At 66.9% G+C, this 25,470-nt stretch carries 20 protein-coding genes and 1 pseudogene; 14 read left to right on the top strand and 7 right to left on the bottom strand.

Going from position 1 to position 25,470, the window contains the following annotated elements; genetic code table 11:
- Positions 1–288: 288 nt before the first annotated feature.
- The 3 genes from H976_RS0108485 to H976_RS25305 are packed head-to-tail and all read left to right on the top strand — an operon-like array spanning position 289 to position 3,660.
- Positions 289–1,749, top strand: a complete 1,461-nt coding sequence (locus H976_RS0108485) for an amino acid permease (protein ID WP_081682773.1) — start codon at positions 289–291, stop codon at positions 1,747–1,749.
- Positions 1,746–2,750: an ornithine carbamoyltransferase gene (gene argF / locus H976_RS0108480; RefSeq protein ID WP_027861185.1), complete on the top strand. Its 1,005-nt coding sequence runs from the start codon at positions 1,746–1,748 to the stop codon at positions 2,748–2,750. Before H976_RS0108485 ends, argF begins: the two co-directional genes overlap by 4 nt.
- Positions 2,751–2,754: 4 nt before the next feature.
- Positions 2,755–3,660 carry a carbamate kinase gene (locus H976_RS25305; RefSeq protein ID WP_036225433.1) on the top strand — a complete coding sequence of 302 codons (906 nt, stop codon included), beginning with the start codon at positions 2,755–2,757 and terminating at the stop codon, positions 3,658–3,660.
- An 11-nt stretch (positions 3,661–3,671) separates the two neighbouring features.
- Here the strand turns inward: H976_RS25305 and H976_RS0108470 are convergent, their stop codons facing one another.
- The 3 genes from H976_RS0108470 to H976_RS0108460 are packed head-to-tail and all read right to left on the bottom strand — an operon-like array spanning position 3,672 to position 7,370.
- A complete protein-coding gene (locus tag H976_RS0108470; protein WP_027861184.1) occupies positions 3,672–5,402 on the bottom strand; it encodes an MOSC and FAD-binding oxidoreductase domain-containing protein in 1,731 nt (576 codons plus the stop codon).
- Positions 5,403–5,441: 39 nt separating this feature from the next.
- On the bottom strand, positions 5,442–6,098 hold the full coding sequence (locus H976_RS0108465) for an SDR family NAD(P)-dependent oxidoreductase (RefSeq protein ID WP_196804013.1): 657 nt from the start codon (positions 6,096–6,098) through the stop codon (positions 5,442–5,444).
- 9 nt (positions 6,099–6,107) lie between these two features.
- Positions 6,108–7,370, bottom strand: a complete 1,263-nt coding sequence (locus H976_RS0108460) for an arginine deiminase (RefSeq protein WP_051276585.1) — start codon at positions 7,368–7,370, stop codon at positions 6,108–6,110.
- Positions 7,371–7,601: 231 nt separating this feature from the next.
- Here H976_RS0108460 and H976_RS25300 point away from each other — a divergent pair, with 231 nt between their 5' ends.
- Entirely contained in the window at positions 7,602–8,234 is a 633-nt protein-coding gene (locus tag H976_RS25300; RefSeq protein ID WP_051276505.1) for a redoxin domain-containing protein, read from the top strand.
- A gap of 335 nt (positions 8,235–8,569) precedes the next feature.
- On the opposite strand, the gene H976_RS25295 is transcribed toward H976_RS25300, so the two are convergent.
- A complete protein-coding gene (locus H976_RS25295; RefSeq protein WP_051276501.1) occupies positions 8,570–9,001 on the bottom strand; it encodes an SDR family oxidoreductase in 432 nt (143 codons plus the stop codon).
- Positions 9,002–9,410: 409 nt separating this feature from the next.
- Here H976_RS25295 and H976_RS0108440 point away from each other — a divergent pair, with 409 nt between their 5' ends.
- Together H976_RS0108440 and H976_RS29905 are read left to right on the top strand one after the other, a co-directional pair.
- Positions 9,411–10,133 (top strand): type 1 glutamine amidotransferase domain-containing protein, encoded by a 723-nt coding sequence (locus tag H976_RS0108440; RefSeq protein ID WP_027861181.1) that lies wholly within the window; start codon positions 9,411–9,413, stop codon positions 10,131–10,133.
- A 14-nt stretch (positions 10,134–10,147) separates the two neighbouring features.
- On the top strand, positions 10,148–10,297 hold the full coding sequence (locus H976_RS29905; protein WP_155918095.1) for a hypothetical protein: 150 nt from the start codon (positions 10,148–10,150) through the stop codon (positions 10,295–10,297).
- An 817-nt stretch (positions 10,298–11,114) separates the two neighbouring features.
- Here the strand turns inward: H976_RS29905 and H976_RS0108425 are convergent.
- The gene (locus tag H976_RS0108425; RefSeq protein ID WP_081682772.1) at positions 11,115–12,827 is read right to left on the bottom strand and encodes an NAD-dependent malic enzyme; all 1,713 of its coding nucleotides are present in this window, start codon (positions 12,825–12,827) and stop codon (positions 11,115–11,117) included.
- Positions 12,828–13,101: 274 nt separating this feature from the next.
- Here H976_RS0108425 and H976_RS25290 point away from each other — a divergent pair, with 274 nt between their 5' ends.
- From H976_RS25290 to H976_RS0108400, 5 genes are all read left to right on the top strand, one after another.
- Positions 13,102–13,569: a DUF1003 domain-containing protein gene (locus H976_RS25290; protein ID WP_051276499.1), complete on the top strand. Its 468-nt coding sequence runs from the start codon at positions 13,102–13,104 to the stop codon at positions 13,567–13,569.
- A 388-nt stretch (positions 13,570–13,957) separates the two neighbouring features.
- Entirely contained in the window at positions 13,958–14,953 is a 996-nt protein-coding gene (locus H976_RS0108415; protein WP_027861179.1) for a DUF4331 family protein, read from the top strand.
- Between the two features lie 182 nt (positions 14,954–15,135).
- A complete protein-coding gene (fumC, locus tag H976_RS0108410; RefSeq protein ID WP_231388844.1) occupies positions 15,136–16,539 on the top strand; it encodes a class II fumarate hydratase in 1,404 nt (467 codons plus the stop codon).
- The gene (locus H976_RS0108405) at positions 16,539–17,864 is read left to right on the top strand and encodes a threonine/serine exporter ThrE family protein (RefSeq protein ID WP_155918093.1); all 1,326 of its coding nucleotides are present in this window, start codon (positions 16,539–16,541) and stop codon (positions 17,862–17,864) included. Before fumC ends, H976_RS0108405 begins: the two co-directional genes overlap by 1 nt.
- The gene (locus H976_RS0108400) at positions 17,861–18,670 is read left to right on the top strand and encodes a YoaK family protein (protein WP_027861176.1); all 810 of its coding nucleotides are present in this window, start codon (positions 17,861–17,863) and stop codon (positions 18,668–18,670) included. The genes H976_RS0108405 and H976_RS0108400 overlap by 4 nt, the downstream gene beginning before the upstream one ends.
- Positions 18,671–18,674: 4 nt before the next feature.
- Here H976_RS0108400 and H976_RS0108395 read toward each other — a convergent pair whose 3' ends face one another.
- Positions 18,675–19,433, bottom strand: coding sequence for an SDR family NAD(P)-dependent oxidoreductase (locus H976_RS0108395; RefSeq protein WP_036225426.1), 759 nt, complete (start codon positions 19,431–19,433; stop codon positions 18,675–18,677).
- Between the two features lie 240 nt (positions 19,434–19,673).
- Between H976_RS0108395 and H976_RS31120 the strand changes: the two are divergent.
- Together H976_RS31120 and H976_RS31115 are read left to right on the top strand one after the other, a co-directional pair.
- A pseudogene (locus H976_RS31120) lies at positions 19,674–19,940 on the top strand (muconolactone Delta-isomerase family protein); the annotation flags it as partial.
- Positions 19,941–20,104: 164 nt separating this feature from the next.
- Positions 20,105–20,293, top strand: coding sequence for a muconolactone Delta-isomerase family protein (locus tag H976_RS31115; protein ID WP_369759011.1), 189 nt, complete (start codon positions 20,105–20,107; stop codon positions 20,291–20,293).
- On the opposite strand, the gene H976_RS25285 is transcribed toward H976_RS31115, so the two are convergent.
- Positions 20,294–23,077, bottom strand: coding sequence for an AAA family ATPase (locus H976_RS25285; protein WP_051276498.1), 2,784 nt, complete (start codon positions 23,075–23,077; stop codon positions 20,294–20,296).
- A gap of 338 nt (positions 23,078–23,415) precedes the next feature.
- Here H976_RS25285 and H976_RS0108385 point away from each other — a divergent pair, with 338 nt between their 5' ends.
- Positions 23,416–25,314, top strand: a complete 1,899-nt coding sequence (locus H976_RS0108385; RefSeq protein WP_196804011.1) for a helix-turn-helix transcriptional regulator — start codon at positions 23,416–23,418, stop codon at positions 25,312–25,314.
- Positions 25,315–25,470 lie beyond the last annotated feature (156 nt).

The following is a 25,470-nucleotide window of genomic DNA, read 5'->3' as shown; positions in this document are numbered from 1 at the left end:
CGGGCATCGAGAAGTGTTGTCGGGACCCGTCGGTATCCATCGCCAAGGTGAGCGCTGCGAGCTCAGCTCGCGCCTGTGACGTCGCTTGGTCTTGCGGTTGGTGCCGCCTCCCCGGCCATCAGCGGCAGGCTGTCGACGGACCAGTGCACGGCCCAGGGTCTCTCCCGGGTGCGACGCCGACGGTCAGGGCGCGAGTGTGATGTGACTAGCCACGAAGGAGGCCACGATGACCTCGGAGGAATCCCCCAGGGGCAGACGATCGAGCGGCGCTTCACCGCGGGAGGAGTCATGACGCAGCTCGCAGGTCGACCCAAACGAACGCCTGCGACCTCCATCCCCGACACACCCGCGGAGGCAGCGACGTCCGGGCAGCTCGGGAGCGCTGGCCTGAGTCTGCCGCAGTCGACCGCACTGGTGATGGGCAGCATCATCGGAGTCGGGATCTTCAGCCTCCCGTACGCCATCGCCTCCTACGGCCCGATCAGCCTCGTGGCCATGGCTCTGGCCACCCTCGGTGCCGTGGCCCTCGCCTTCATGTTCGCTGTGCTGTCACGGAGAGTCCCGGCAGACGGTGGTCCGTACGCTTACGCCCGGGTGGCCTTTGGCAATGGCTTTGGATTCAGCCAGGCGTGGTTGTACTGGATCACCGCGTGGGCGGGCAACGCCGCGATCGTGGTCGGCTGGGTCTTCTACGTCCAGCTGTTCCTGAACAAGGGCGGCAGCACCGCGGGCTCGATCGCGATTGCCATGGTCGGTCTTTGGATCCCGGCGATCGTCAACCTCACCGGTGTCCGGAACATGGGCGTCTTCCAGCTGTGGAGCACCGTGTTGAAGTTCATCCCGCTCGCCCTGATGGCCACGGTCGGTCTGCTGTTCGTCACCTGGGGCAACTTCACCCCGTGGAACACCAGTGGCGACAGCAGCCTGTCGGCGATCGGAGGAGCCATGGCGATCTGCCTCTTCAGCTATCTCGGCGTCGAGACCGCCGCCGTGGCTGCTGGTGAAGTCCGCGACCCCAAGCGCAACGTGCCGAAGTCCACCATCTACGGCACCTTGGGCAGCGCGGCCGTCTATCTGCTCTCGTTGGTCGCAGTCTTCGGCATCCTGCCTGCAGCAGTGCTCGCTCAGGACGGCAACCAGGCCTCGTACTCGGCAGCTGCCAACGAGATCGCCGGGGGCACCTGGCTCGGCTATGTCGTCGCGGTGGCTGTGATCGTGTCCGGGCTCGGCGCGCTCAACGGCTGGACACTCATCTGCGCCGAGATGCCCCTGGCAGCCGCGAAGGACGGGATCTTCCCGCAGTCCTTCGGCTCACTGTCTCGAAGGAAGGTTCCTGCCTTCGGGATCGTTTCTTCAACGGCTCTCGCGTCCATCGCGGTCGTCATCAGCTATCTCGGCACCAGCGGGGCGACTGTGTTCACGACGCTCGTTCTGATGACCGGGATCACGTCCGCCATCCCGTACGCCGCTTCTGCACTCGCCCAGCTGAAGTGGCGCTTCACTGACCGTCGCAAGGGACACACCCCACACTTCGCGCTCGACGTGGGGGTCGCCCTGGTCGCCCTGGTGATGTCACTGGCCTTCGTCTGGTACTCGCGCAACAGCGGCGAGAGCTGGTACGTCGTGTGGGGACCCTTCTTGATGGCTGGCGGGGCTTCGCTGCTCGGGATCCCCGTGTACCTGAAGCAACGGGTCTCGATGTCCTCCATTCCGGCCGTGCCTGACTACGAGACAAGGATTTCGACATGACGACGAACCTGGAGGGTCGGCACTTCCTGAAGGAGCTCGACTTCACCGGCGACGAGTGGAGATCGCTCTTGGACCTCGCCGCACAACTCAAGGTCGAGCTGCACGGTCAAGATCAACCGCGCAAGCGGCTCGACGAGGCGAATGTGGCGGTCATCTTCGAGAAGGCCTCGACTCGTACCCGCTCCGCCTTCGAGGTCGCGGCCCACCACCAGGGCGCACACGTCACCTACCTGGATCCCGCCGGTTCGCACATCGGGCACAAGGAATCGGCGAAGGACTCCGCCCGGGTGCTCGGCCGGATGTTCGACGCCATCGAGTATCGCGGGTTTTCGCAGGGCACGGTCGAGACCCTCGCGGCGTACGCCGGGGTCCCGGTGTGGAATGGCCTGACCGACCAGTGGCACCCCACGCAGTCGCTCTGCGACATGCTCACCATGCGCGAGCACGCCAGCAAACCCGACCACGAGATCGCGTTCGCCTACGTCGGTGACGCCCACAACAACGTCGCGAACTCATTGCTCATCGCCGGCGCGATGATGGGGATGGACGTACGGATGGTCGCCCCTACGACTCTCCAGAATCCACCCGAAGTTGTCGAAGCAGCCAAGGCGATCGCAGCGCGGACCGGCGCACGCCTCGCTCTGACCGACGACCCTGGCGCGGGCGTCGACAGCGTCGATTTCGTCTACACCGACGTGTGGGTCTCCATGGGTGAGCCAGAGGCAACCTGGCAGCAGCGCATCGACCTGCTCCTGCCCTACCAGGTCAACCGACAGCTCCTCGACAAGACGGGCAACCATGACGTGCGGTTCATGCACTGCCTCCCAGCCCTCCACGACCGAGGGACCGAGGTCGGCGAACAGCTCTTCCAGCGCGCCGGCCTTGAGGCTCTCGAGGTCACAGATGAGGTCTTCGAGTCACAGAACTCCATCGTGTTCGACCAGGCCGAGAACCGGATGCACACCATCAAGGCGGTCATGGTCGCCACCCTGGGGACCTGACCTCGTGCGCGTCGTCATAGCGCTCGGAGGCAACGCCTTGTTGCGACGCGGTGAGCGCCCGGATGCCGCACCCCAGCTCCAACACGTCACCCATGCTGCGGACCACCTCTCGAAGATCGCTGCAGAGCACGAGCTGTTGATCGTGCACGGCAACGGCCCGCAGGTCGGCCTGTTGGCGCTGGAGAGCGCGGCCGACCGGTCGCTGAGTCGCCCCTACCCCCTCGGGGACTTGGTCGCCGAGACGCAAGGGCTCATCGGCTACTGGCTGCAACAGGCCATAGGAAGGTCACTGGACGGGCCGGTTGTCACCCTGGTGACGCAGACCATCGTCGAGGTGGATGACCCAGCGTTCGCCGCACCCACCAAATTCGTGGGATCGGTTTACGACGAGCCGGAGATGGAGGCACTCTCAGCCCAGCATGACTGGACATTCGCCAAGGACGGTGACGGATGGCGTCGAGTCGTTGCCTCCCCCCGCCCCCAACGCGTCGTGGAGGTGGACACCGCCGATGCGCTCCTTCACCACGGAGCCACGGTCGTGCTGGCCGGGGGTGGAGGTGTTCCGGTCGTGCTTGCGAGTCATGGACTCGAGGGCGTGGAGGCAGTCATCGACAAGGACCTGGTGGCGTCATTGCTGGCCCGACAGCTCGCTGCTGACCTGTTCCTGGTCCTGACCGACGTACCAGCAGTCATGGCGGAATTCGGCACGCCCCAGCAACGTCCGATCGGCAAGATCACCCCTGCCGAGCTGGCTCAGCTGCAGTTTCCCGCGGGTTCGATGGGACCGAAGATCGACGCCGTCCGCGAGTTCGTGCTGGCGACTGGCCATCGAGCATCGATCGGCTCCCTCGACGATCTTGCGGCGGTGTTCACCGGTACGGCGGGAACGCAGGTGCTCGGCGGCCTCTAGCCCGGACCTGCTCACAGATCTAGCACGAGGTCAGCGGTCGGTTGGGCCGAGCAGATCAGCAGCTCGTCGTCTCCGGGCGGCTCCAGGGGCGAAATGTCGTAGTCGGCGTCACCGGAGAGGACAGCGGTGACGCCCGTGTGGCACACGCCCGAGCGGCAGGACCACCGGGTCGGTACGTCGCACGCCTCGGCCAGCTCGAGCAGCGAGGAGTAGGCCTCCGACCACCCAGTGGTGAGCCCAGAACGCGCGAAGGTGACGGCCGGACCAGCCCCAGGGCGCCCGGAGGGCTGGTGCGGTGGACGACCCGCTGCCCGCACCACCCCGGGATTGATGGGTGAGCGCGACCCGAAGCGCTCAGTGTGAATCCGCGTCGGGTCCACGCCGAGGTCCGCCAGATAGGCCGACATGTCGTCCATGAAGCCCTCGGGACCGCAGAGGTAGGCATCGGCTTCGACGGGCAGTCCGAGACCGGCCATCGTCTCCGCGGTGAGGCGGCCCGCTCGTACACCGGGATCGAGTGGGTGTGACGGAGACGTGTAGCAGATCACGGAGTGCGACGAGGGCAACCGCGCGAGCAATTCGGCCACCTCGCTCGAGAAAGGATGGCTCTGGGCATCCCGTGTCGTGTAGATCCACCACACCGGCCGCGGGTCCTGCTCGTCGGCGAGCTCGTGCAGCATCGCCAGCACGGGGGTCAGGCCGACGCCCGCGGAAAGGAGCAGCACGGGTCCGGTGCCCGCGGCCAGCACAAAGCCACCACGCGGGGCAGCCACCTCGAGGCGCGTCCCGGCCTGCAGGTGGGCGTGCAGGTAGGAGCTGACCGCACCTTTGGTCTCGCGCTTCACGCTGATGCGGTAGTCACCACCGCCGGGGTCCCCCGACAGGGAGTAGGTGCGCACCGGAGCCGGGTCACCGGCATCCGTCACACGCACGGTGAGGAACTGACCGGCCAGGTACGCCGGCAGTCGCCCGTCCCCCGCAAGGCGGTAGGACGTCACCGAACCGCTCTCGGCCACGACATCGATGACCGTGAGGGAACGAAAGCCCGCCCAGGCGGGCGGTTCGGCGACAGCGATCCCGGCAGGAGAAGCCTCTCCGGAGCCGTTCTTGCGCATGCTGCGGAACGACTCGCGCCACCCCGGGCTGAGGGCGGGGATGTCCTGCGCCGCCTCGAGGAGCTCCGGGTCGTGCCCGGGCAGGTAGAGCAGTCCGTCGACGTCAGCCACGCTCAGACCGTGCCGCCCTCGCGCGACGAGGACGATCTCGTCCCCGGCGGCGACCCGACCCTCGGTGAGGATCCGCAGGTAGAACCCAGGGCGTCGATGTGCGACCAACAACGACGGCAGCCGTGGCTCCTCCATCCGCATGCCGACCCTGAAGCAGGTCACGCGCGGCTGGGTCACCTCGACCTCGGCCTCTCCGATGCGGTAGCGATCACCGATGCACACGTCCTCGTCGGCCAGGCCCTCGACGGTGAAGTTCTCGCCGAACGAGCCGGGCACCAGGTGCGAGCGCGCCAGGTGCTCCTCCCAGTGCCGGTAGGCCTCGAGCTGGTAGACGAGGACGGCCCGCTGCTCGCCGCCGTGGCCGGCCAGATCGCCCTGCCCGTCACCGTCGATGTTGAGGCGGCGGACCATGTGGGGTCCCGGGACCTCGCGTTTCCAGACGCCGGTGTGCACGACGCGGCCTCGCCACGGGACGTCCCGAGGCATCCCGACGTTGACCGACACCAAGGTCGCCACCGCGCCCTCCTCCTGCAATGTTGTCACGTCTGGCCCACGTCAGGCGGAGCTGGTGAAGACGTGTTCGGTTCGCCAGGCACCCGGTGGATCGCGATGCAGCCGCCAGAATTCCTCGGCGATCAGCAACGCGTCGTAGCCCGTGTCCCGCCGGATCTCCTCCGCCACGACGACGGTGGCCACGTGCACTCCGGACGGCGCGTAGTACTCCGCTAGCAGCGCGACGAGGGCGCGCAATGCCGCCTTGCCCAGGGACAGGCTGAGGTGGCTCGGTGACGGACGGGGCAGACCTCCCGTCACCAGGAAGGCGCCGGACCCACGCGCCTGCATGGCTGGAACGGTCGCCAGAGCAGCAACAAGCGCGCCCGACACGTTCACGTTGAAGGTCTGCGCGAGCTCCTCGACAGACAGTTCGCCCGGGCCGTCGGCACGGACGACAGCGGCGTTGTAGACGACGACGTCAGGCACACCGCGGTCGTGCATCGCCGCTGCAAGCGCCTTGTCCAGATCGTCGGCGCGTCCGGCGTCAGCCATGTAGCTCGCGACGGGCACGCCGTACGGCGTGAGCGAGCTGTGGACCTCCGCGAGGGTACCTGCGCGCCGATCCACCAAGCTGACGGCGAAGCCCCCGCGGGCGAACCGAGAGGCGATGCTCGCCCCGAGGCCGGGACCCGCGCCGACGACGATGATGCTCGACACGAGCGCGTCTCAGATCGGGTCCCGGCGTACCGGGCAGCTCATGCAACGCGCGCCACCACGGCCACGCCCGAGCTCGTTGCCGACGAGTGGCAGCACTTCGATCCCGTTGTCGAACAGCAGGCGGTTGGTGTCAGTGTTGCGTTCGTAGCCGAGCACGACACCCGGTGCGATCGCCAGATAGTTGTCGGCGTCGTTCCACTGCTCCCGCTCCGCCGCCCGCACGTCCTGGGTCGCCCTCAGCACGCGGACGTCGTCGCGTCCCAGCATCTCGGACAAGGTGGCCTGCAGGCCCACCCGCTCCGAAACGTCGGCCACGTCCGGATCCACTCCCGGGGTGAGGACCCACATGCGGGAGTGGTCGTCGGAGAGATAGGGGTAGGCGACGAAGGTCGCGACGTCGACCATCGTGAGCATCGTGTCCAGGTGCATGGCCGAGCGAGCCCGAGGCAGCTCGATCGCCAAGATCCGCCGGATCGTCCTGGAGGCGAACAGGCTGCGGGCCAGCATCTCGACGCCCATCGGGGTGGTGCGCTCACCCATCCCGATCATGACGGTGTCATGGGACAGGACGTGGATGTCGCCGCCCTCCAGGGTGGCTGGCGCGTGGTCGAGGTCGTCGTCGCCGTAGTGGCTCAGGAACTGCGCCTCGCTGAAGAGCGGGTGGTGCCGGTAGACCGTGCGGGTGTGCAGCGACTCCCGACGACGAGCAGGCATCGCCATCGGGTTGACCGTGGCTCCGTGACCGATCCAGGCGGTGTTGTCGCGCTGGAAGAGCGTGTTGGGCACCGGGGGGAGCACGAAGTCGTCCAGGTCCTGGCTCGACCACACCAGCCCGGACCAGCCCAAGGGTCGCAGGTCCGCGGCAACGATCCCGCCGATCAAAAGCTCGGCCAGACCGGCTGGATCGGTGTCGGAGAAGAGCCCGCGCAGGTCGCGCGCCAACGCCGGTCCGAAACGCTCGTCCCAGCACACCCGCTCTACGGCGAAGGCCCGCCCCTCGTCGGTGGCGAGGGACTCGGCCAGTAGCGAGGCGAACTGGTGCACGCGGACCCCGCGCGCTCTCAGGAGCGCGGTGAACGCGTCGTGCTCCTCCCTGGCGCGCTCGGCCCACATGACGTCGTCGAACAGCAACGCAGCTGCGTTGCCGGGGGTGAGCCGATCGAGCTCCAGCCCGGGGCGGTGGACGATGACCTCGCGGAGGCGTCCGACCTCCGAGTGGATCCCGACTGTGAGCTGAGCCTCGGGGGGCGTCTCCGTCGCGGTGGTGTTCATCGTGCTGACCTCCTGATGCCGGTTCGCACCAGCGTGGTTCACGCGGACCTCTGATCGCGCCCGTGCCAACCCCTGGGCGACGTACTGGTCGCTGGCCCCGTCCGCGCTGCGCAGCCGACCAGGGTTCGTCACGGGCGCGAGCGAGAGAGGGACGGCGCGATGGTGTGGAGGCGCCGACGCACGGCGCCGGCGGCCGGCTCCCAGGCTCCGCCGAAGCGAAAGGTGGGTTCCATGCGGTCCGACATCGTTCCCGGTGGCGTCTTTCCCGACTTCGAGCTGCCCGACCACACGGGCACCGTCCGCACGCTGAGCGAGCTCCAAGGCGACGATCCGATGATCCTCACGCTCGCTCGCGGGCACTTCTGCCCCAAGGAGCACCAGCAGCATCTCGAGCTCGCCGGGCTCCAGCCCAAGTTTGCGGTCGCCTACACCACCGTCGCCACCATCGCGACCGACGAACACCACGTGCTGCAGGAGTTTCGCGCCTCGGTCGGCGCCGAGTGGCCTTTCCTGTCCGACCCCGAACGGGTCGTCCAGAAGGACCTCGACATCCAGGAGTACACCGACCCGGAGCACAACCCGATGATTCCGCACACGCTGGTGCTCAAGCCTGGGCTCGTCATCCACAGCGTCTACAACGGCTATTGGTTCTGGGGTCGGCCCTCGGCCGACGACCTCTGGCGAGACCTGCGAGCAGCGACGAGGGAGATCCGTCCCGATTGGGACCTCAGCGCCCCAGGCCTGCGGGCGGCGTGGGACGCCGGCGACGTGTCGCAGTTTCACGGGTGGGAGCGACGGTCGCCGGAGGAGGTCCGGCTGGCACGCAGGGCCAGCGTCCGCGGCGAAGCGGTTGCATCTGTGTGAGGTCTTGCCCTCGTCAACGAGTGCAGCCAGGGATATGGGTGTCGACGGAGCCCTGGACGTAGAAACGGAAGCTCCCGAACGACGACTTTCGTAACCGCTGGGAGCTGCTGGAGCCGGTGTTCAACGCGCGCGGTAAGCGCGACCGCAAGCATGCCGAGGACCTGCGGACGGTGGTGGACGCGATGCTGGTGAAAGACGGGCCACCGAGTTCGTAGTTGTGGAAGTCCTCGTCGTCGCCGAGGATGCCACTCACGGCGGCTGTGGCGAAGCCGGCTCGGGCATTTCCGGAGATGCGTCCCTCGCCCGTTGACCCGACCACCTCTCGGGTGGCGAGGTTACTGGGGCAACAAGGTCGTGTGGAGTTCGTGATACCAGGCGTTGCGCAGGGTTGCGGCGGGGATTCCGGTTGCGGCGATGAGCGCTCCGTGGCGGCGTGCTCGCCCGCCAGCGGGGTTGGAGCTGGCGTCGGGGTGGATGATCGACATGTAGGCGATCCGGCCGACGTCGGGCTGGGCCGCAGCGACGATGACGCTGCTGTGCGCACGGCTCGCGCCCGGCCCGGAGACCGAGATCAGCAGGACCTGATCCACCCCATCCAGCGCGGCGGGCCACGCGCCGGGATCGCCGTACTCGGCCTGACGGATCTCGATGCCTCGAGCAGCGAGGCCGGCCACCTTCGTCGCGTTGCGGACGATCGCGATGATCTGGTCCTCAGACGTGCGGGTGATAAGGAGTTGCGCGATGACGAGGCGGCTGAGGGTTCCCATGCGCCGGTGACAGCGACGATCATGGTGGCTCCCTGTCAGGCGGGGGGATCAGTGGGCGAGAACGAGCGCGTCGTCGGTCAGATCAGCGGTGACGCGGTCGCGCGTGCGGCGCACCAGGACTCCGATGATCAGGTCCACGGCGAGGAGCGCGCCCGCGGCGGCGGCGAAGGGCGACGTGGTAGCCAGGCACGGGCAGCCGCGTCTTCGCTGCCCGGGGTGGTGGCGTAGTCGGCGAGGAGCGCGGTGACGGCACTTCCATAGATGCTGCTGAGCAGAGCGGTGCCGATGGAGCCGCCGACCTGTTGGCGCCCCTCGCGCAGACCAGGGGCATGGCCAGGGGCATACACAGGCGCGACCGGTCCCGCGACACACGAGGCTTGAACCCAACAGCCCACCTCAGGAGGTCGTCATGAGCAAGAAGGTGCTCTTCATCGTCAGCGGCGCGACGTACTGGGTCATGAAGGACGGCACGCGGTACGCGACAGGCTATTGGGCCGAGGAGTTCGCGAATCCGTACAAGATCCTCACCGACGCCGGCTACGAGGTCGTCGTCGCGACACCGAACGGCGTCACGCCGAACGTCGACATGATGAGCCTGCGGCCCGAGATGGCCGGGGGCATCGACGGGGCTCTCGAGCTCGAGCGAATAATCCGCGTCGCGGAGGCGATGCGGCGCCCGCTGAAGCTCTCGGACGTCCGTCTCGAGGACTATGGCGCGGTGTACCTGCCCGGCGGCCACGGCCCGATGTCGGACCTTGCCTGGGACGCCGACTGCGGGCGCCTGCTGACCGCCCAACTTGAGTCGGGCAGGCCGCTGTTCATCGTCTGCCACGCCCCCGCCGCAATCCTCGCCACGAGGATCCACGGCGTCTCGCCGTTCCGGGGCTACAAGCTCACGTGCTTCACCGACGAGGAAGAGGAAGCCGTCGGGGTGGCCCCGATGGCTCCCTGGCTGCTGGAGACGGAGTTAAAGGAGAAGGTCGGCGTCGACTTCTCGCGCGGCCCGATCTGGGAGCCCTACGTGGTCGAGGACCGCAACCTGGTCACTGGCCAGAACCCCCACTCCGCCGCGATCCTGGCCAAGCACATGCTCGAGATCCTGGCCCACGCAGACGCCCGCGTCCCCGCCTAGGCGTCGAGGAGCGCGTGGGTTACGTCCTCAACCCCGACGGCCTTGCGGACAAGCAATACATCATGAGTGGTGATTGCCAGATCGACATTGGCGGCACGCTCTTCACGGCGTCAGCCACTCTGTCTCCCATGTATGACCGCAAGATGCTGCGCGTCAAGGCCTAGTTGCAGTCCGTCGACGCGGTCATGGAATTCGGCTGAACTGCGTTGTCCCCCGGCGGCGATGGTTGCGGGAGGTCGTCGACTGTAGCCGTATCCCAGGCTCATACCGGTGCTGCGGTGCGGTCGGTCGTCGTAGATGAGCCTTCTGTTCTGCCATGGCGGTGCGGGCGGGTGGGGCGCGGGGGCGATCACCGTTGGAGTGACTAACGCGGAAACGCGCGTGAGCAGGAGCTTGCAAAACGTCGTGCCATCGGCGAATGGCCAAGCTGGCGAACTGTCGGCGGCGCGCTGGCCAATCGTTGTGGTGTTGGGAACCTCCGCTCATCGGCCACGAGCGGATGTTCAGGGGTGACAGCTGCGGGTTCTGGACCGTTTCGGACTGCCCGTCCCGCCAGATGGGGACCCTTTCGCGGAGACGGCGACTTGGTCGATGATCCCGATAAAGTCCCACTAAAGTCCCGATAAACGGTGCGTTGAGGCGGGTACTGGTGCGTAGCGGTGCGTAGGGGCACTAGTACAAACTCGCAGGTCAGCGCACCTGCAACGGTTGGTCGCCCGCTTGCGAGGGCTGTCTTACTCGTAATGAGAAGGTCGTCGGTTCGATTCCGACAGGCGGCTCCAGGGCGATGGCTCTGACCTGGCAGATGCAAGATGCCTGACTTTGTCCCGGTACATGAGGAGTGGAAGTCCAGCAGAAGGCCACAGCATTGGATACACACCCGGTTGCGCCCTTCGCTTTGAAGAGCGACCGCCTTGTCGACACGCGCACGGCCAAGCGCCCCGGCCCCACGCTCGCCTTGGCGGCTCCATCTTGGACGCACTACGGAAGCGCGATAGGCAGGTACTCCGGCTGCCACATTGCCTGTTGGACCGCCTCGATCGGATCCTCCACGTCGACCTGAGCGATACCGGCTGTGGTCGCCGCGATGATCACCTCCACGGCCACCGTCGCCGAAACTTCGCGGAGCCTCGAGATGTCCGGCAGGAGTCCCTCCGCGGGATCGCTCGGGTTCGCCATCGTGGCGAGCGCCTGCGCTGCTGCGATGAACAGCGCTGGGGGCATCGTGGCCGCACGGCACACGATCACCCCGAGGCCGAGGCCCGGGAACAACAACGCGTTGTTGGCCTGGCCGATGTGGTACGTCATGCCGTGGCGCTCGACCGGGTCGAAAGGGCTGCCGGTCGCAACCAGGGCTTCTCCGTCGGTCCAGGCGAGCAGGTTCTCCGGTGTCTGTTCGGCCAGCACCGTCGGGTTGGACATGGGCAGGATGATCGGCCGTTCGCAGTGCTCGTGCATCGAGCGGATCACCGACTCCGTAAAGGCGCCGGCGACGCCGGAGGTGCCGACGAGCATGGTCGGGCGAAGGTGGTCGACGACGTCCTGGAGACCAAGGGGTTGATCGCTGGTACGCCAGGCGGCGACCACGGCGGGATCCTTGGCGTAGGGCTGCTGGTAGTCGTAGAGGTCGGTCATGTCGGTCGTAAGCAAACCACCCCGGCCGAGGAGGTAGATCCGGTCGGCTGCCGCTTGGGCACTCAACCCGTCCTTGGTCATCGCGAGCGCGATCAGGTCTGCGATGCCCACGCCAGCGGAGCCGGCTCCGAAGACGACGATCCGCTGATCGGCGAGCTGCCCGCTCGTGACGCGGACACCGGCCAGGACGCAGGCCAAGCCCACCGCCGCTGTGCCCTGGATGTCGTCGTCAAACGTGCACAAGGTATCGCCGTGGCGCGAGAGGATCGCGCGTGCGTTGGGTCCCGAGAAGTCCTCCCAGTGGAGGATCGCCTTCGGAAAGCGGGAGGACACACTGGCCACGAACCCGTCGATGAATTCGTCGTACCCGTGACCGCGGACCCGAGAGCGACGGAGCCCGAGGTAGCGGGGGTCGATGAGGAGGGACTCGCGATTGGTGCCCACGTCCAGCCCGACTGCCAGGACACGCCGGGGGTCGATCCCGGCGGCGACTGTGTAGACCGCCAGCTTGCCGATGGAGATGTCGATGCCGCCGACACCCCAGTCACCGATACCGAGGATGGCTTCGGCATCTGAGGCCACCACCAGGTCAATGTCGTCCCCACCCAATCCGGTGGCCTCGAAGGCGCGATCGATGCCGTCGACATCCGTGATGTTCAGGAAGACGCCTCGTGGGCGGCGGAACAGATGGCTGAACTGCTCGATGGCCGTCCCGACGGTGGGCGTGTAGACGATGGGCAGCATCTCGCGCACGTGCTCGCCAACCAGTCGATAGAACAGCACCTCATTGCTGTCGTGCAGTTGCGAGAGGAAGACCCACTTCTCCACGTCCGATCCCTTGGCACTGAACTGCTCGTAGCACCTGTCGGCCTGCTGCCGGCTGCTCTCATAGGCCGACGGCAACATGCCATGCAACCCCAGCTTGTGGCGTTCCTCCATGGTGAACGCGGTGCCACGGTTCACCCTCGGGTCATCAAGAACGGCGAGCCCGCGGGCTTGGATCCTTTGGTGCGGGTTCTCGTCGAGTTCGCGACCGAGGGTGAGGTCGGTGGATGTCATCGTTGTTCCTCCCGGTTGAGCAGATGGGGCGCGACCGGACCGGACGAAATGACGAACCCTCTCGAGCGGCACCATCCGCACGCCACTGGCGTGAGGCCGATTCCCGGTAGATCTCAACGATGCGTCGAAAGGATCGCGCTCGCGCCAGTGTCACTCCCTGGCGGGACACCGGGGACATCTGCCGACAGCGATCTCCGTCTGATGGCGAATGCGAGAGTCAAGAAGAGTCGGTTGACTGAAGCGCAGCGACGGCCTCACCGGTCATTCTCCTAGGATGAGTCCTGACGTGATCCCTGTCGGCGTGCATCATCCCGTCGTTCTGCGGCATCAGGCCGCGCGCGCCAACGATGTGCAGCTTCGCATCGCCGATGCGATCACGGCCTTCGCCGGGTCGATGTCCTTCGTCTACCTGCATGCGGCGGCCTTCGCCGCCTGGATGATTCTCGCTGAGTCGAGTCCATGGCCGACGCTGACGCTGGTCGTGTCGCTCGAAGCCATCTTCTTGTCGACGTTCGTGCTGATCGGACAGAACCGTCAGTCGGCCTTCCAGCTGGCCAAGGCGGAGCACGACTTCGTCGAGGAAGAGTTGGAGCTCCACCTGAACACCGACCTGACTCGGCAGATCCATGCCCTGACAACCGAGCTGCACAACCGGCTGGTGGCCACGGAGTCAGAAGAGGCGGATGCGGTGCACGCCCGCACCAACGTAGGACCCTCGACCTCGCCCCCCGGGACTTCGTGACCCGTGCGGTTGCGCCTTGCGTCATGACCGCTGTCACCCCCTTGCACCTGGCGGCACCGTTGCGAGTCCCCGCGAAGATGCCAGCCGGAACCCGATGCGCCTTCGGTCCCTATGACCGTGCTCTCGCCCGACGCGACCCTCCGGCCGGCCGCTCGCCATGGCTTCCGGGGCGCGAACACGTTGGTCCAGGGAAGCCGCCCGTGCTCGGGTGTCGCCAACCAGGGAGCTTCACGGGCGCGACAGATCGTCTAGGAGGGTGAGCCTGAGGCCAAGCCGCATCGCTGCCGGAAAGCACTCCTCCCTCATGCAGGGAAGCAAACGGGCCCGAGTCTCCGCTTTCTGGCTTCGGTGCGAACGCGCCACACGAGAACCCACCAGAGGAGCCAACATGTCCAACCACTACAGCGCTGCCAACCTGAGGTTTCCCGGGGACGACGCACGCCTGGACCTGACGGATCTCTTCGTCTTCGCCTCGCCCGATGACCCCGAGAGAACTGTCTTGATCATCGACGTCAACCCGTACACGACCGGGATGAGCGCCATGCCGCCGTTCCTGATGAAGCGCGAATTCCACCCCGACGGGATCTACCGGATCAACATCGACACCAACCAAGACGCTCAAGCCGACGCCGCGTTCACCTTTGTGTTCTCCGAGCTCGAAGACGGCAAGCAGGCCGGCACGGTTCGCTTCGCCACCGGTAGCGAGGCCCGCGAGTCAGAGCCAGCAGGCGAGGTGCTCATCACTGGCGTCCCCGTCGGGTTCGACGAGACCGCCGAACCAGTGGTGGTCGGTCAGGTCCGCCTCTTCATCGGCGTCCGGAGCGACCCCTTCTTCGCCGATGCGGACGGCTCTTTCCACGGGTTCAACTGGACCGGCCAGGACGCCTTCGCTGACAGAAACGTGTTGTCCATCGCGCTGGAGGTGCCCAACGAGATGCTGAGCACAGACTCGGCGATCGGAGTATGGGCAGCTGTTGATGTACGCCGCGACGGCGCAATCGTGCAGGTCGACCGCGGCGGGCACCCGACGATCAACCCGTTCGTCAACCCGAACAACATCAAGAACGAGTACAACCTCCGGCAACCGGTCGACGACCTCGCGAACTATCTGGAGCTGTGGTCCGGCTTGCTCGAGCAGAACGGCTACTCGCCCGAGGAAGCGAGCGAAGCAGCGCAGATCGTGCTGCCGGACATCCTCCGTATCGACCGCAGCCGGCCGACCGCGTACCCCAATGGCCGAGCTCTCACCAATGACGTGTTCAGTGCCCGATTCGCGTGGATGACCAAAGGGCGGGTCGGCCCGGACGGACTCAAGCCGCACGACGACATGCTGCCCACGTTTCCCTTCCTCGGTGTGCCGAACCGCTATCCCGGCGTCGACTGACCTGCTCAGGTGGCAGAGCGCGATCACCCGAGACCGCCCCGAGCCACTAGCGCTCGCCGAGCAGGGCTGACCCTCAGCACGCAATCGCATGGCATCGACTGGAGAAGAGACAGATGAACGTGGACAAGCTCGAGACAGCAACCCCTGATCGCGCCCTGCGCGATCTCCCCATCGGGATCGACATCAGCGGGACTCGCCAGGAGTTCGACAGCATGGGATCGGTCGAGGTTCCGGCAGATCGGTACTGGGGCGCTCAGACCCAGCGGTCCCTGTACCACTTCTCCATCGGAGAAGATCGGATGCCCGCAGCGGTCTACCACGCCTACGGCTACGTCAAGAAGGCCGCTGCGATCGTCAACCAGCGGGCGGGTCGTCTCCCCCAGTGGAAGGCTGAAGCGATCGTCCGAGCCGCCGACGAGGCCATCGGCGGTGAGCTCGACGCGCACTTCCCTTTGTACGTATGGCAGACCGGCTCCGGCACCCAGAGCAACATGAACGTGAACGAGGTGCTCGCCAACCGCGCCATCCAGCTGCTTGGCGGTGCTCTCGGCAGTCAGGTGCCGGTCGGCCCGAACGACGACGTCAACATGGGCCAGTCGAGCAACGACAGCTTCCCCACTGCCATGCACCTTGCCGCGATCGCGGAGCTCGACGATCGGCTGGTGCCCGCGGTGCAGGACCTCGCGGCGGAGCTGCACGAGAAGTCAACAGTGTGGATGGACGTGGTCAAGGTCGGTCGCACCCACTTGGAGGACGCCGTCCCGCTCACGGTGGGCCAGGAATGGTCTGGATGGGCCGCGCAGCTCAACAGCTGCATCGAAGAGCTCCAGCGCAGTCGCGAGGGCCTCTATCAGCTCGCTCTGGGCGGAACCGCCGTCGGCACCGGTCTGAACGCGCCTGCAGGTTTCAGCGTGGAGGTAGCGGCCGAGATCGCACGCCTCACGGGCAAGCCGTTCGTCACGGCGCCGAACAAGTTCGCGGCGCAGGGTTCCCTCGACGCGATCGTGCGCGCGCATGCGGCCCTCCGTGGGCTCGCTGTCACTCTGATGAAGGTTGCCAACGACATGCGATGGCTGGCCTCGGGTCCGAGGACGGGGTTTGCGGAGCTGCGCCTGCCTGCCAACGAGCCTGGGTCGTCCATCATGCCCGGCAAGGTCAATCCGACCCAGTGTGAGGCGATGGTGATGATCGCCATCCAGGTACTGGGCAACGACTGCTCGGTGGCCTTTGCGGGCTCACAGGGCAACTTCGAGCTCAACGCAATGCGCCCCATCATCATCACCAACTTCCTCCACTCGGCGCGGATCCTCGGCGACGGCATCCAGAAGTTCCTGAGGTACTCGGTGCGCGGAACGGAGCTCAACGAGAAGCAGATCTCCAGTTACGTGGCGGAAAGTCTCATGCTCGTGACTGCTCTGAGCCCGTTGATCGGATACCAGAACTCCGCGCACATCGCTGAGGACGCCTTGGCTCAGGGGCAGACGTTGCGGGAAGCTGCGTTGGCCTCCGGACACGTGACGGCAGCAGAGTTCGACTCCACGGTCGACCCCCGGACGATGGTCGGACACGGCGTCGGCGGAGCGTGATGATCGCGCCAGAAGCAGCAGCAACGACCCCGGCGCCGCCGCACGGGTCTGCGGATGCGGAGCGCTTCCTCGTCCGGGCGATCAGCGCGCTGCATGCGAACGGGGCCGAGACAGAGCGCGCCGAACGGCGCACCGGCCAGTTGGCTCGCGCCCTGGGGTTGGACGCACGGGCTGTGCTCGGGTGGTCATGGTCGACCTTCTTGTTCAAGTCCGACGCCGGCGATTACGCGGTCCGCGGGAACGACGCCATCCCCGATGAGCTTGCCCTGCACCGAGTGCTTGCGGTGGACCGCATCATCAATGACCTGGACTCCGGCAGGGTCGATCTCACCGACGCGTCGGATCGCCTGCGCGGGGCGACGAACATGCCGCCCACGCACGTCGGACTGTTCACGGTCGCCTGTGTCGCCGGTGGTTGCGGACTGGGCATCATCTTCGGCGTACATCAAGCAACGGCCTTGGCGTTCATCGGGGTGTGCTGCGCTCTCGGGGCGGTCGTCCGCCGCGGCCTGGGTAAGCAAGGCGCCAACGTGTATGCCCAGGCGTTCGTTGCAGCACTGCTTGCCGGACTCTGTGGCGCGACATTGAGCGCCCTGGGCGTCGACTCCGCCCTCGGCCTGGCGGCTCTGTGTCCATGTTTGATCTTGGTGCCCGGGCCGCACCTGCTCAAGGGAGTCCTGGACATGGCGACGCTGAGAATTCCTCTGGGCGCCAGTCGCTTGGTCTTCGCCTCCATCATCATGGTCGCCGTCACCGCAGGGTTGCTGACGGGACTCTGGCTGGGTCAAGTACACCTCGACGCCGCTCCCACCGGTCGCGACGTACCGATCTGGGTAGACGTCCCGACCGCGGGTGTGCTGGCTGTGGCCTACGGGGTGTTCTACGGCGTGGCGCTCCGGTTCTTCTACTGGCCGTTCCTCGTGGGCGCAGCGGCTCACGCCCTCAGATGGATGGTCGTCGAGCACGCGCATGCCAATCCCTGGGTCGGCGCGGGGTTGGCCTGTCTGGTCGTCGGCCTGGTGCTCGTGCCGGTCTGTGAGCGATGGCAGCTTCCCTTCTCCGCCCTTGGCTTCGCCTCCGTCGTGTCGCTCATCCCCGGAGTGCTGATCTTTCGCGCCCTCGCCGGCTTCGTGCAGCTGCCATCGGCACCGGCCAACTCGAGCCAGCAACTCCTCGTAGTGACCGTCGACTGCGCAAGCTCAGCGGTTCTGATCATGTCCGTCATGGCGCTCGGGTTCCTTGTCGCCGACTCCATCTGGTCGCACTCCCGGGTGTTCAAGGCCGTATCACGCTCCAGGAGCGACGACGACAGTTTGCGAACATGACTCACACCGACGTCGCACGTGGACGGAGGGACGTCGGCGACCTTGGTGCTACGGCCATTCCCTTGGTCCTCAGCTTCATTGCAGGCATGGCCGACGTGACCTCGTTCGTTCTGCTCAACGGCCTCTTCGCCGCGCACGTCACTGGCAATCTCGTCGTACTCGCCGCAGATCTTGCAGCACATCGGCCGATGCGAGCCACTGCGCTGATCGCCGTGGTCGTTTTCATCGCAGTGACTGCTGTGCTCGCGGCCCTTGTCGACAGGTCCCGTCGGAGTCCGTATCAGTGGGCCAGCACGTTCATGTGGTTGCAGTTCGCCTTGCTCGCCGCAACCGCGGGCGCAGCGGTGTTGGCTCCTCCGACTGTCCGGGCCGGATCAGGTCCCGAGGTTGTGATTGCGGTGCTTGCCGTCGCCTCGATGGCTTGCCAGAACGCGTTGCTGCACCTGACGTTCGCACGTGCCCCCTCCACGGCCGTCATGACGGGCAACATCGTTGCCTCGACGGTGGCTGTCGTCGGCATGGCGCTCATGTGGTTGCAGGCCGGGCCACCATCGGCTGGGTCCCGCCGCGAAGACCGCTCCGCGGAAGCTGCGTCACGGTGGGCCAGCGATCGAGCTGCCGACCGCGAGGCGTGGCTCGTCCTGTGGCCGCTCCTCCTGGGCTTTGCGGCTGGATGCGGTCTAGGCGCCCTGGCGAGCGATCTCGTCGGTCGTTGGGCATGGACCGTCCCGGTTCTGGTGAGCGGCATCCTTGCCACGGTCCTCTCCGTGCGCGGTCTGCCCGACGTGTTGCGCCGGGTGCGTTGAGCCGTCACCAGGTTTGGTCAGCGGCGCGCAGAAGTATCTCGTTGATGGCCACCCGACGCTCCTGCCTGACTACATAGGCGACCGCGTCCGCGACGTCCTCGGGGCGTAGCGGTTCGACGCCGTCGACCTGCCGCCTTGCGGCGTCGCGCAACGAGTCGCCGACGTGGTCGAGAAGCTCTGTGCTCACGACACCGGGCTCGACCAGGCACACGCGCACCCGTTCCGGCAACAGCTCTTGCCGCAAGGCCTCGCTGAATCCGTTCATGCCGAACTTGGTGAGGTTGTAGACGGTGCTCGTTGGCCGCGCCACCCTCCCCGCGGTGCTGCTGATGTTCACGATGTCAGCCACCCCCCGCGGCGATGTCGACGCGGATCCGATGAGGTGCGGCACAGCAGCGTGGGTCACGTGGAGCATGGCGCGCACGTTGAGGTCGACCATCCGGTCCCACTCGTCCAAGGGGGTGTGCAGGGCCGAGTCCAGAAGCATCACTCCCGCGCTGTTCACGAGAATGTCCAACCGTCCGAAGCTGTCCGCAACCTCCTCAACCGCCCCAGCGGCGCGATCGGGATCAGTGATGTCCGCCTGCACGACCAGTGCGGTTCCACCTGCAGCCGCGACCTCCTCAGCGAGCGCGGCCAGCCGATCCCACCGGCGAGCCACCAAGCCCACCATCACCCCCTCCCGCGCAAGCTTGCGAGCGGTCGCTGCGCCGATGCCGCTGCTGGCCCCGGTCACCAATGCCGCCGCTCCGTGCAGGTTCACGACGGATCCCCGGAGGCGCCGGCGTCCGAGCCGGAAGGTGTGACAACCGTGCTCTTCGTGTTCATGACTGCAGACCTCGTGCTCGTCCTGATGAGGACACCCACACTCATCTGCTGTGAGCCGCCTCGCGCCCGTGCCACTCACTAGTGCTGTGTCCGCCAGGGACCGTGACGGGCGCGAGCCGCGGGGCACCGCTGGACAGTGGTCGAGTCGTATCTCGGTCAACGTGGGAGGGCTGCCATGGAGTATCTGGTCGAGATGACCACACAAGTGCCGAGTGGAACATCCACGGACGAGGTCACGGCCATGCGCTCCAAGGAGGCGGCGAGCACTCGCGAACTCGTCGAGGCGGGAAGCATCTTGCGTTTGTGGCGTCCTCCTTTGCAACCGGGAGAGTGGCGTACGACGGGACTCTTCGCGGCCAGGAGCCGCGCCGAGCTAGATCATGCTCTGGAATCCATGCCGCTGCATGCCTGGCGGCGCGACCGAGTCACACCATTGCGGCCGCACCCCAACGATCCCGGTCCCGGCTACGCACCGCTCGATCCACGGTGTGTCGAGTTCTTCACGACATTCGTCCTGACCATCCCGGAACAGGCCGAGGCGGGGATGGTCGAAGAGCTCACCTCGAGAGAGGCGGAGCGCGTCACCGAACTCGCCTCTGCGGGAGCATGCTCCGCCTGTGGTCTCTTCCCCGTGCGTGTCACAACCTCGGTCACTGGCAAGTCCGCAGCGCTCCAGAACTGCAGCACCTTCTCGAATCCCTGCCCCTGGCGCGGTGGCTGACCGTCACCACCGACCGGCTGACCCGCCACCCGAACGGTCCGACGCCGAACCCGACGACAAACGCTGGCCAGTGATCACGCTGCCCCGTCGGTCGGTACCCAGTCGAAGCCCTTCAGTGCCTCGCGCAGCTGCCGCCTCGAGGTGATCGACAGCTTGGCGAACACCTTACGAAGATGCCACTCGACGGTGCGGGGACTGAGGAAGAGGCGAGCACCGACCTCGGGGTTCGACAACCCGGACCGCACCATGAGCGCAATCTGACGCTCCTGAGACGTCAGCTCGTCGGTAGCCGTGAAGCGGCTTGCCCGACGCACCACTGTCTCTCCTGCTGCCACAAGCTCTCGACGTGCTCGTTCTGCGAAGGCCTCCATGCCGATCGAGCCGAACATGTCGTACGCCGTCCGCAGGGGACCACGGGCATTCACGTGCTGTCCGCTTCCGCGCAGCCACTCACCGTGCAGGAGGTACGCCCTGGCGAGCTCGGGACGCAACCGGGTGCGGCTCAGTCGCTCCACAGCCTCGGCGAACAGCTCCGTCGCCCGGTCCTCATCAGCCAGCAGCGCCCGCGAGCGAGCCAGCACCCCTAGAGCCCAATCGGTACCACAAGGTTCTGTGGCGTCCTCGAGTCGGGCGAGTGCTGCTCTCGCTGCCCCCTCGTCTCCCGCACGCGCGGCCGCCTCCACCATCTCGGGGAGCGCCCAGACAGAGATCCAGAGGTCACCGATATCCGCACAGACGCGCGCAGCGCGCACGGCGTCGCCGTACTTGGCGAGCCCGTTGTACAGAATGGCGGCCGCCCAGTTGGCGTAGGTGACTCCCATGAGCTGATGCGCCGCACCCGCCTGCTCGATGACCGCCTCGATCAGCGGTGCCGCCTCCGGCTCTCGGCCACGAAGGGCGGCCAGGATGAGCCCAGCGCTCGGCGCCAGCTGCGTGCCTGTTGCAGCAGCGGCCAGGTCTCCCTCTGCGACGAGCACCTCAGCGGCAGCGAATTCGCCGGTCCAGATGACCGTCACTGCGTGGGAGACGAGATGGATCGGAAGCTCGGTCAACGCACCCGCCGCGCGGACCACATCGACCTCGCGGCCGTGCACGGCGCGCTGGAGTGCGTCGTCCCAGATGGCTGCGAAGACACCGCTGGCCTGCCAGCCCCAGGTGAGCACGTCGCGAGCCGGCAGTTCTGCGATGGCCGCTGCCGCCGCCTTCAGCAGCGGAACAGCTGCCGCCCGGCCGTCCATGACCAGGCGGGCGCAGCCATCCAACACGAGGTCGAGCGGCCGAGGGGCACCGGTCATGGGCGGCAGAGCCACGACCGCACGCGAGATCTTCTCGACGCTCGGCTGGTCTGCGGCGATCACGGCCGCTGACCCCCATGCGACCAGGTAGGTCTCCCTCGCGAGAGCCATGTCCAGCGGCTCCAGGCGCCGGGCTGCTTGGAACAGGAGCGCAATGGCGTCGTCGTTGAACCCCGAAGCGAAGGCGATGTGCCCCTGCATGAGCAGCGCCCGCGCCTCTTGCGAATCGTCCTGTGCCTCGCGGCTGGCTATCTCGGTGAACCGGCCCGCGGACTCGAGATCGGCGGCGTGCAGACTGGCGCGTGCCGCGGCCAGTGCGCGGTCCGCCCGCAGAGCCGGGTCGGTCGTGAGGGTGACGGCTCGCTGCAGGAACGCCGCTGCTGCCGGCAGCCCGCCTCTGGCCTGAGCCCTCTCCGCCGAGCGCCCCAGCTCGGCGGCCACAGCCTCGTCCGGACCGGCTGCCGCGGAGGCGAGATGCCACGCGCGGCGATCTGGATCGAGTTCTTTGTCGGTCACCTCGGCCAAGGCACGGTGCACCGCACGGCGCTCCGAGGAGCTGGCCGCGCCGTACACCGCCGAGCGCACCAGCGGGTGTCTGAACGTGACGCGTTCGTTGATCGCCAGCAGGTCCTCGGTGTCGTCGTCGATGGCGGCGCTGAGCTCGATGCCGAGGCGTTCCGCGGCTCGCCACATGATGGCCGGGTCCCCGACAGGTTCAGCAGCGGCGATGAGAAGGAGGGTACGGGTGCCCTCGGACAGACCGTCGATGCGCCGCTTGAAGCTCTCCTCGATGCGGCCAGGCAGCGCGCCCCCCTGCAACAAGCCGAATCCGCCGGCCAGCTCGGTGGTGGTGAGCCCGCGAGGAAGCTCCAGCAGCGCCAACGGGTTGCCCCGGGTCTCCGCGACGATCTGATCTCGGACGTGTCCGTCGAGACGCGTGCGCGTGACCGAGTCCAGCAGCACGCGGGCGTCGACATCACGAAGACCCGTGAGCTCGAGCTCCGGCAGCCCGAACAGACCCTCCGGCGTTTGCCGAGCACCGAACGCGAAAGCGATCGGTTCAGCAAGGAGGCGGCGGGCGACGAACCCGAGAACCTGGGCTGAGGAGGCATCCAACCACTGGGCGTCGTCCACCACGCACAACAGGGGCTGCTCCTCGGCGGCCTGGGACAGCAGGCTGAGCACCGAAAGACCGACAAGAAACCGGTCAGGGGGCAGACCTGTGCGTACGCCGAACACGGTTGCCAGGGCTTCACCCTGCGGCGCCGGAAGCGTGGACACAAGCGCCATGAGCGGTGCGCACAACTGGTGGAGGGCTGCATAGGGAAGCTCCATCTCGGACTCGACCCCCTGTGCCCGCAGGATCCGCATGTCCGTCGCCCTGCCGACGGCATGTTCCAGCAGCGTCGACTTCCCGAGCCCGGGGCCGCCACGGAGCACGATGACTCCACTCAGGCCGGCTCGAGCCGATGCCAGGAGCTCATCGAAACGGTCGCACTCGGAATGCCGTCCGAACAGGCGGCCGTCCTCACCGCTAGGTGACAGTCGTTCGTTGACCTTCATCCTCGTCGCCCTCCTGCTCAAGACCACGTAGACAACGCGAGAACGAGAACGACCAGGATCACGAGCAAGGCGGCGGCCGCAGAGTGCTGGCCGGCGTTGGTGGATATGCAACCAGTCTCTTGGCCACCTTACGAGTTCGTCCCGGTCGTTGCTACTGGTCTGCGGTGGTCTCCGAGCGTCCGTGGGGAGCTCTATGCAGCCCTGGCGGCTCCCCAGCGGCGATCCGGGGTGCTCGCCAGTGGGTCACACGGGCGCGAATCCGTCCGCGCTCAGACACGGTGTAGATGCGTCAGATCCTGACGCAGAGATGTCAGGACTGGATGTGGGAGGCGGATGCCATGACTGCGACGATCGACGCTGATGTCGTTCTCCGTTTGGTGCACTCCGGAGGCCTGTCGTCATGTCGTGCGAGCGTCCGCCGATCGGCCGAGAGAACCCTCGTCCGGCTACTCGCAACTGCGGGCTTGGCTGAGGAGTGGAGTCTGCTCTCCGCGGCCTCCTTGATCCTTGGACGAACCGTGCACGGGTCGGAAGTCGACAGCCTGGTCAGGGCCGGTCAGGTGGTGCGCCGTCAGACCTGTCTGGCCCTGGGTGACTACAGCACGATGACCAGAGCGCTCGACTCAGAGCCACCTTCAGCAGTTGCCGAGGCGCACGCTGCCTGGGCCAAGGTACTGACCGGGGATTCCCTGGTTCGCGAGTGGCACGAAGCCATGGCCCAGGTCGTGCCGAACAGAGCGGCTGCGCGTCGTGCTCGCTCGGCAGCAGTGCGCTTCCAGGCAGCAGGCCGCCAGGACGAGGCGACCGAGATGTTCAGCCGGGCAGCATGGCTCAGCGAGGATTCGGTGGAGCGCGCCCAGCTACTCGTCCAGGGTGTTGCATGCGCGTTCGCGGGTGGGTTGTGGGGCCGGGGCACCGAGTTGCTCACCGACTGCCGCAGGCTCGAGCTCGACGCAGACACGAGCCTCGTCGGCGATGCACTCGAGTCAGCCTTTCGCGGTACAAGCTCCAAGGGCGGCACGTGGCAGCAGCAGCTGTCGGCGGCCCAGCTCCTGTGTGACTGGGGCCAGGCATCGTCGGCTTTCGCCGTCCTGGCTGCGGAGTTCGCATCCGGCTCCGGACGGATCGCCGCCATGGTCACGAAGGCGCATCAGGAAAGTCCCTCGTCTGTCGGCAGAGCGGCCGCGACCGCGCTGGCCGGCCTCGACGCCTTGAGGTGTGGTGCGCTCTCCGTGTCCCTGCCCTTGCTCGAACGGGCTGCGACTCAGCTCGAGGGCAATGGACAATGCGGCGTAGCAACCGTTGCGCACGCTCTGGTCGGCCAGGTAGCGACGTGTCTTGGTCGAATCCCGACCGCGACGGCTGCTCTTCTCAGAGCCACGCGGCTCGGCACTCAGACGGACCAGTCCCGCTGGCTGGACCGTGCCGCCTTCGCCACCTCAGTCCTGAGGGTCCGCCGGGGAGAGGTCGTGACCGAGGAATCCTCCCTCCTGACGCATGTTGCGCTCTCGGACCGCTCCACTGACCGAGACCTTGCAGATCTGGTGGAGGCCGTAGAGCTGCTCGCCCACGAGCGGTGGGTTGACGGGTACGACTTGCTCGCATCGCTACTCGACAGTCCCTGCGGGTCGATCGACGGCCTCATCGCCTGGGGGATGTTGAGCCATCTCGCCGACGCTGCGGTTCACGCTGACAGAGTGGTGCAGACGCGCGAGCTCATCTCGACCCTCGGAGACGAGGAGATGTTCGACAACGACATCGGGCTGGGGGAGCTCCTGCTCGCCACCGCCATGCTGAGCGAGCCCGCCCATGCAGATGCGTGCTATGAGGTGTTGTTCTCGCACGGCGTGGGCCGCTGGCCTTGGTTGGGTGCCCGCGCCCACCTGGCGCGTGGTGAACAACTGCGCAGAAGCCGGCGGGCCCTGGAGGCTCGACGGCATCTGGCCACGGCCGAACGAATGTTCAGGTCCATGGACGCCGACCCATGGGAGAGGCGTGCCGCTCATGAGCTTCGAGCAGCCGGGATCCGGCCTGCACGGCCATCCGCTGAGTCGACGGTGCTGCTTTCCTCACAGGAACTGGAGGTGGCGCGGATGGCGGCAGCCGGGATGACCAACCGCGAGATCGGAACCGTGCTCTCACTTTCGCCACGCACCGTCGGAGCGCACCTGTACCGGCTGTTCCCCAAGCTGGGCGTCACCAGACGGATTCAGCTCACGGCAGCGCTCGAGCGTTGAGCCCGGTGACGAGGGGCAGTGTGGCGACCTCAACACGGAGACGAGTCGAGCGTGCCTCCCTCATGGTGCTGAGCAGGCGGCATCTCCTACGCGCTCGCAACGCAGAGCCGGGGAGGAGCATCGAGATACTCCACGATGACGGATACGCCACCGTCA

It is taken from the genome of Marmoricola sp. URHB0036 (assembly GCF_000426045.1).
Classification (GTDB): Bacteria; Actinomycetota; Actinomycetes; order Propionibacteriales; family Nocardioidaceae; genus Marmoricola.
This window is presented reverse-complemented; position numbering and strand designations above follow the sequence as displayed.